This window comes from Burkholderia sp. Ac-20392 (assembly GCF_017104585.1).
Lineage (GTDB): Bacteria > Pseudomonadota > Gammaproteobacteria > Burkholderiales > Burkholderiaceae > Burkholderia > Burkholderia lata.
The window spans coordinates 1-825 of sequence record NZ_JAAGPB010001086.1 but is presented as its reverse complement, the minus strand read 5'-3'; the positions used below and the strand labels follow the sequence as shown (position 1 = coordinate 825).

Sequence of the window (825 nt, the reverse complement as noted above, 5' to 3'; positions counted from 1 at the left end):
CGCAGGCGCTGGTCGACACCGGCTCGCTGGCGCTGCCCGATGCGCGCGCGCTGCACCCGAAGGCGGCGGCGACGCTCGACGACTGGGCGGCGCGCGGCTGGGTCGACGTCGAGGAGATCGGCTGGGCCGATGCGCCTGTGCCTAAAGCTGTGGATAACCTGTTGGCAGCCGGTGGACGAACTGTGCCGCCGGCGCTGACGGACCAGCAGGCCGAGGCGCTCGACGCGATTCGCGCCGCGCAGGGCTTCGCGTCGTTCCTGCTGCACGGCGTGACGGGCAGCGGCAAGACCGAGGTCTATCTGCATGCACTCGCGTCGCTGCTCGACGCGCGGCCGGATGCGCAGGCGCTCGTGCTCGTTCCCGAAATCAACCTGACGCCGCAGTTCGAGGCCGCGTTTCGCGCGCGCTTCGCCGGTGCGCTCGCCGACGACGCGATCGTCACGCTGCACAGCGGGCTCGCCGAGGGCGAGCGTGCGCGCAACTGGCTCGCCGCGCATACGGGCCGCGCGCGGATCGTGCTCGGCACGCGCCTCGCGGTGCTCGCGTCGATGCCGACGCTCGCGCTGATCGTCGTCGACGAGGAACACGAGCCCGCATACAAGCAGCAGGAAGGGCTGCGCTATTCGGCACGCGATCTCGCCGTGTGGCGCGCGAAGCAGCTCGACATCACGGTCGTGCTCGGCTCGGCGACACCGTCGCTCGAAAGCTGGTGGCAGGCCGAGCAGGGCCGCTACACGCGGCTCACGCTGTCGCGCCGCGCGGTGGCCGACGCGACGCTGCCGACCGTGCGCCTGATCGACCTCGAAGAGGAACGGCGGCGCGGGA

The 825-nt window shown here is 72.0% G+C and carries 1 protein-coding gene; it reads left to right on the top strand.

Annotated elements, in window-relative coordinates; all coding sequences use genetic code 11:
* On the top strand, positions 1 to 825 hold an 825-nt coding region (locus G3N99_RS40920), incomplete at both ends, for a DEAD/DEAH box helicase (RefSeq protein WP_206125275.1).